Genomic DNA, 5,904 nt, shown 5'->3' on the forward strand with positions numbered 1-5,904 from the left:
TTATTCACCAATACCAGAAAGTGTAGACCCAGTTTCTTTTTGGTTGGTTTACCTGCGTAATCCTTATATTTGTGGATCAATTGATACGAGTTTAGAATTTGCTGTTGTACGTGTAACAGAAAGATGTTTTTTTAACCGATTCAAAAATATTTAATTTGGGCATTACCTGGATATTTATAATATTTGGTTAGTCACTAGAACTAGTGCTACTGGCAGAACTTTTTGAGTGACTGGAACTACTACTAGATTCATCATTTGAACTAGGCTTACTTTGGATACTGGAACTTGCTTTAGTTGGCTCGCTAAATATTTTTTCTGCATTGGTTGAGTTTTGTTTAGCATCTTTTGCAACTGAATTTGCATCTTTAGTAGCTTTTGCTTGGGCAATTCTTAGGGAAGATGCCACCTTACTATTAGAAGCTTTTTCTCGTGCCAATGATTCGCTAGCCCTACTGATTGAACTTCGTGCACGAAAAATTGAAGAAGATTGCGCATTGGATCTGTCTTTGGCACTAAGACTAGATTCAAATTTGGCGATAGATGCAGACTCAGCTTTCTTTTCTTTTCGTGAGCTGGCGGCACTAAGCGTTAAATTGTTAGCCGGTGGTTCCATTTGCAGATGACGAACATAAACAAATGTCGTTGTGGCAACAAATATTAAAGCAATTAATACCCAAAATATAATGTTACGAATTGATTTTTTCCCATACTTATTAAAGCGGAAATTTCTGCGTTTCATGAGTAAGATTTCATCTCCCAAACCAGAATTGATAAACTCATTATAAACGATTTTGTAACTTGATGTTATTGTATTTAATCATACCAAAAACTAAAGGCAAAAATTGATTAAGTTGATAAAACTTGTTGATTTCTGCCTTTTTATTAATAAGTTTAAAAGCTAAAAATAAATATGACGGTTTTACATGACATATAGTGTCGTCAAGATGAGTATTATGAAATTAACGAGGTGTTTAAATATTCATGAATAGGCGGAATTAAAATGGCAAGTTATGAAGAAGTATATGCAAAACTGGTTAAGGATTCGCAAATTAAAGCCTATCTGGCTGAAACAAACATGACGGTGAAAGCAAAAAAAGAGTTTTTGATGTATGTAATTGTTCAGACACTTAAACGTGGTAGTGTTGTTAGAGCAGCAAGTACTGATTTTCCACAGGATTATGTGGTGATTGATATTGAATCAACTGGATTAGACAAGAATACAGATGAAGTGATTCAACTTAGTGGTATTAAATATCATAATGATAAACAGATCGAACAATTTGATACGCTAGTGCATCCCAAACAGCAGGTTAGTGGTTTTATTAGCAATCTTACTGGGATCTCTTCACAAATGTTAGAAAATACTCCTGAATTTCATGAGGTGGCATCTAATTATCGCGCCTTTATTGGTAATTATCCAATTATTGGACATAACATTATTTCTTTTGATATACCATTCTTGGAAGAAAAGGGGATGACTTTTAGTGATAATCGACTCATAGATACTTTTCAACTTGCAAAAGTCAAAAAGCTACCAACCGAAAAATTTAGTTTACCGATTCTTAAAAAGTATTTCGACGTTCATAATCGTTCCCATAATTCTTTAAATGATTGTAAGACGACGGCGGTTGTTTACCAGCACTTGGCTACGGATGATTTAGCATCTGAATTAGTAAAAAAGCATCATAAAAGTATTTTTGAACATCAAAAGGTGACTGTTTATGGAACTTTTGAAGGAAAATCAAATTCTGACATGCAACAATTGGTGATCAAGTACGGTGGACAGGTGATGTGTAAATTAGATCAGGAAGTTGATGTTTTTATTGATGGGGAGAGCCTAAATAATAGTGCGGACGCTGAGCTTAGTGCAGAAGAGAAAAAAGCCTATAGGATCTCCAAAAAATATAATCATTTAAAAATTATTAATGGTGAAGAGATGATTAAAAAACTTGGAAAACTGGAATCTGAACCGTGGCAACAGGTTGGAAATGAAGCTACGGGTTAAAGCTATAACTGCAAATTATTAAAATAGGTATTAAACAATAGGTATTAAACATAATTTAGGATTTAAAATAAGGTGGAGGAATAATACCCTTTTAAAAAATTATTTTTTTGGCAAATATAAATGATATCTTGCGATTGTGACCAAGTTAGAGTAAAACTTTAACTAAGAATGTGCCGAGGTAAATGATGTTGCGAATAGAAAACATATTGTGGTTTCTTCTTTATTACGTTAAGTAATAGCGTATTCTAGAAAAATTTTGTAAGTGATTTTTGAATTATTTTATCAAAGTAGGTGATTATTCTTGTTATTTGCAAAATGACTCTTATAAGAATGATCATAAATACATAAATAGTTATTTTAAACACCAACTTTAAAAGTTTTGTTACTCTGTTTCTTGGGTAATTTAGGACGTGCTGTTTTACAAACGATCGGAATTTAAATATGGTTCAAGCAATCAGAAATACTGCGGTTACGGTTGAAGATGACCGGTAAATATTTAATTTAAAGGCCGGTTTGATGGACTTTAGTCTACCTGTAAAGAAAAAACCCTTTACATCTAATTGAATAACTGGTATATTATTTAACGTGAAATAAAACAGGAGGTGTTGACATGTCTGTAAAAATTCGTTTGAAACGAATGGGTTCAAAAAAGCGTCCTTTCTATCGGGTGGTTGTTGCTGATTCTCGCTCACCACGTGATGGTCGTTTTATCGCCCAAGTTGGTACTTACAATCCATTAGTTAATCCAGCTGTAGTAAAATTAAATGAGGAAGACATCTTAAGTTGGTTAAGCAATGGTGCTCAACCATCAGATACCGTTAAGAATATTCTTTCAAAAGCTGGAATTATGAAGAAGTATCACGAATCAAAGCTTGCTAAGTAATCGGGATAACTGATTATGAAAGATATAGAAGCTTTAATCTTAGCAATTGTTGAACCACTCGTTTCTCATCCAGAGCGGATTTCAATTGAGCAATCGGAATCAGAACGTTTTTATGAATTTCATTTAAGTATGGATCCAGCTGATGTTGGTCGAGTAATTGGACGACACGGACGCGTTGCACAAGCAATTCGGAATGTTGTTTATAGTTTTCGCTTTCAGGGTAATAAACGAGTTCGGTTGGTGATTGAAGACGGTAAATCAAAAAGCTCTTAAACGAAACTTTGTTTTTGTTTAAGAGTTTTTATTATATATGAGGTAAATTAATGCAATATTATAATGTGGGTAAAATTGTTAATACGCATGGTATTCAAGGCGAAGTTAAAGTAATGCCCATTACAGATTTCCCTAAGAAACGATTTCAAGCTGGCAAACAATTATATTTGTTTGCGCCTAAAAACGAAAATAAACCAGTAAAAGCTTTAAAAATTGCCAAAGCACGTCAACAAAAAAGTCTTTATTTCCTGAAATTTGATGGATTTAATTCTATAAATGATGTTGAAAAATTTAAACAGTTTGATCTAAAAATATCAGCAGAGGATCGTGGACAACTGTCTTCTGATGAATTTTATTATGACGATATTATTGGATTGGATGTTTATGATTTGGACGAGCAGCTTTTGGGACAGATTTCTGAGATTCTTTCCCTAGGAGCTAATGATGTTTGGGTAGTCAAACGGTCAGGTAAGAAAGACTTATTGTTGCCATATATTCAGCAAGTTATTAAAAAGGTAGATTTAAATGCACACAGAGTGACGGTTGAATTGTTGGAGGGACTTGATGAATGAAAATTGACATATTAAGTCTTTTTCCCGATATGTTTAGCGGGCCGATGCATGAGTCGATTGTTGGGAAGGCAATTGAAGATAAGTTATTGGATATGAAGGTAACCAATTTTCGAGATTACGCGAGCAACAAACATAATAATGTAGATGATTATCCTTATGGCGGTGGTGCAGGAATGTTGCTCCAGCCACAACCGATTTTTGATGCAATGGCGGCTGTTGAAGATGAAAATCGGCAATTACCAAAAGGACGCGTAATTATTTTGGATCCTGGTGGGAAGCCTTTTAATCAAAAAATGGCAGAAGATTTTGCCAATGAAACGCACTTAACGTTTATTTGTGGCCACTATGAAGGTTATGATGAGCGAATTAAGACGCTTGCGACTGATGAGGTATCATTAGGTGATTACGTGTTAACAGGCGGTGAGTTGGCAGCAATGGTTATGATTGATGCGACAGTCCGGCTTTTACCTGGTGTATTAGGAAATGAAGAATCAGCTCCAGGTGATTCTTTTTCAACAGGACTTTTAGAGTATCCCCAATATTCGCGTCCTGCCGATTTTAGGGGCATGCAGGTTCCTGAGGTATTACTCAGCGGAAATCATCAATTGATTGCTAAATGGCGTCGTAAACAGGCTTTAAAGAGAACATTGCAAAAGCGCCCAGATTTGTTGGACAAAATGGAGTTCGATCGCAAAGATCATGAGCTTCTAGAAGAAATTAAACTGGAGTCCAGTGACAAAAATAACGATTAGTTAATATTAAACAAGCTTTACAGGTCACACGTTTTATGCTAAGCTTTTAACTGGTCTGTTAAGACTAAAACACACAATATTCCGCTGTTCGAGAAGGATAAGAATGTTGATGAAAGGAAGGATTTTCAATGAATCCATTAATTAGTAAAATTACCGCATCACAATTACGTGATGATATTCCTGAGTTCCGTGCTGGAGATACTGTACGAGTACACGCCAAAATTGTTGAAGGTACACATGAGCGTATCCAACTTTTTGAAGGTGTTGTTATCAAGCGTCATGGTGTTGGCATTAGCGAAACATATACTGTTCGTAAGATCAGTAATGGTGTTGGTGTGGAACGTACATTTCCATTACATTCACCACGTGTTGCTAAGATAGAAGTTATTCGTCATGGTCGTGTTCGTCGTTCTAAACTTTATTACTTACGTGCTTTAAATGGTAAGGCAGCTCGTATTAAAGAAGACCGTCGTTAATATAATTAAAACACAAATCAATTTTTGATTTGTGTTTTTTTATTGGTATTTTTAAACCTGAATTGTCAAATCAAGTGCAACACTTGCTAAGTAAAATAGAAATTGGTCTAGGGAACTATCTTAAAGTTTTACTGAATGCTTTGGCACTCAGGCAGTGCAGGATTTTACGGGGCTTGTCATTGATTGCATTTTGAACTTGGTGAATCTGTGCTTCAGTAAATTGTTTCAATGATCGTCCTTTAGGAATGTATTCCCGGATAAGGCCATTAGTGTTCTCATTACTGCCACGTTCCCAAGGCGAGAACGGATGGGCAAAGTAAATCTTAGTGCCTTTAATTTGTGTAAGCTTCGAAAACTCACTACCGTTATCAAAAGTAATAGATTTAAACCAACCTGGATATTGATCGATAACTTTTTGAAGAGCGTCTAAACAAGTCTGAGCATGGTAATCTGGAAGCTTGATAATTATTTCAAAGCGGCTCATACGTTCTGTCAACGTAAGTAATGCAGGCTCAGAGGCTACTCGTCGCCCTTTAACTAGATCACCTTCCCAATTACCAAACGCTGTGCGTTCGGTGACACTTTTGGGCCGTTCTTCAATTGAGGTACCTAATATCTTCTTATTATGTCGACTATGCTTGTGTTTGCCCTTAACTCGCCGTCTAAGCTTCTTAGGAAGATCACTATTTTTAACATCCAGAAGGTCGCGGTCAATATAACGATATACGGTGGGAGTTGAAGGACATTTGAACCTAGGATATTTAGCTTGAAATTGATGAACGAATCCGTCAACGCCAGCCGATCTAAAGTGTTTTTTAAGGGCTTTAGTCAAGAGGTTAAAAAAGAATTTACATGGTCTTAGCAACCCTTTTGAGTGGCAGTGAGAACGATTCTTTTCATAAATAGCTTGACCGGTGTCAAGGGCAGTTTAAAAATGTAGGTT

Annotated in this window: 7 protein-coding genes and 1 pseudogene; 6 read left to right on the forward strand and 2 right to left on the reverse strand. The window is 35.6% G+C overall.

The genetic code is table 11. The annotated features are described in order from the left end of the window. Positions 1-187 precede the first annotated feature (187 nt). The gene (locus IV84_RS09320) at positions 188-739 is read right to left on the reverse strand and encodes a hypothetical protein (RefSeq protein WP_046870582.1); all 552 of its coding nucleotides are present in this window, start codon (positions 737-739) and stop codon (positions 188-190) included. A gap of 261 nt (positions 740-1,000) precedes the next feature. Between IV84_RS09320 and IV84_RS09325 the strand changes: the two genes are divergently transcribed. The 6 genes from IV84_RS09325 to rplS all read left to right on the forward strand — a co-directional run bounded on the left by IV84_RS09325 (position 1,001) and on the right by rplS (position 4,961). Then, positions 1,001-2,005 carry a 3'-5' exonuclease gene (locus IV84_RS09325; protein WP_046870581.1) on the forward strand — a complete coding sequence of 335 codons (1,005 nt, stop codon included), beginning with the start codon at positions 1,001-1,003 and terminating at the stop codon, positions 2,003-2,005. A gap of 610 nt (positions 2,006-2,615) precedes the next feature. Next, positions 2,616-2,888, forward strand: a complete 273-nt coding sequence (rpsP, locus tag IV84_RS09330; RefSeq protein WP_046870580.1) for a 30S ribosomal protein S16 — start codon at positions 2,616-2,618, stop codon at positions 2,886-2,888. A gap of 15 nt (positions 2,889-2,903) precedes the next feature. Beyond that, positions 2,904-3,161 carry a KH domain-containing protein gene (locus IV84_RS09335; RefSeq protein ID WP_046870579.1) on the forward strand — a complete coding sequence of 86 codons (258 nt, stop codon included), beginning with the start codon at positions 2,904-2,906 and terminating at the stop codon, positions 3,159-3,161. A 50-nt stretch (positions 3,162-3,211) separates the two neighbouring features. Further along, entirely contained in the window at positions 3,212-3,733 is a 522-nt protein-coding gene (gene rimM / locus IV84_RS09340) for a ribosome maturation factor RimM (RefSeq protein ID WP_056986519.1), read from the forward strand. Further along, the gene (trmD, locus tag IV84_RS09345; RefSeq protein WP_046870577.1) at positions 3,730-4,485 is read left to right on the forward strand and encodes a tRNA (guanosine(37)-N1)-methyltransferase TrmD; all 756 of its coding nucleotides are present in this window, start codon (positions 3,730-3,732) and stop codon (positions 4,483-4,485) included. Before rimM ends, trmD begins: the two co-directional genes overlap by 4 nt. A gap of 128 nt (positions 4,486-4,613) precedes the next feature. Continuing rightward, entirely contained in the window at positions 4,614-4,961 is a 348-nt protein-coding gene (rplS, locus tag IV84_RS09350) for a 50S ribosomal protein L19 (RefSeq protein ID WP_056986521.1), read from the forward strand. Positions 4,962-5,076: 115 nt separating this feature from the next. On the opposite strand, the pseudogene IV84_RS09355 reads toward rplS, so the two are convergent. Then, positions 5,077-5,880, reverse strand: a pseudogene (locus IV84_RS09355) (IS30 family transposase); the annotation flags it as partial. Positions 5,881-5,904 lie beyond the last annotated feature (24 nt).

Source organism: Pediococcus damnosus, from assembly GCF_001437255.1.
GTDB lineage: Bacteria > Bacillota > Bacilli > Lactobacillales > Lactobacillaceae > Pediococcus > Pediococcus damnosus.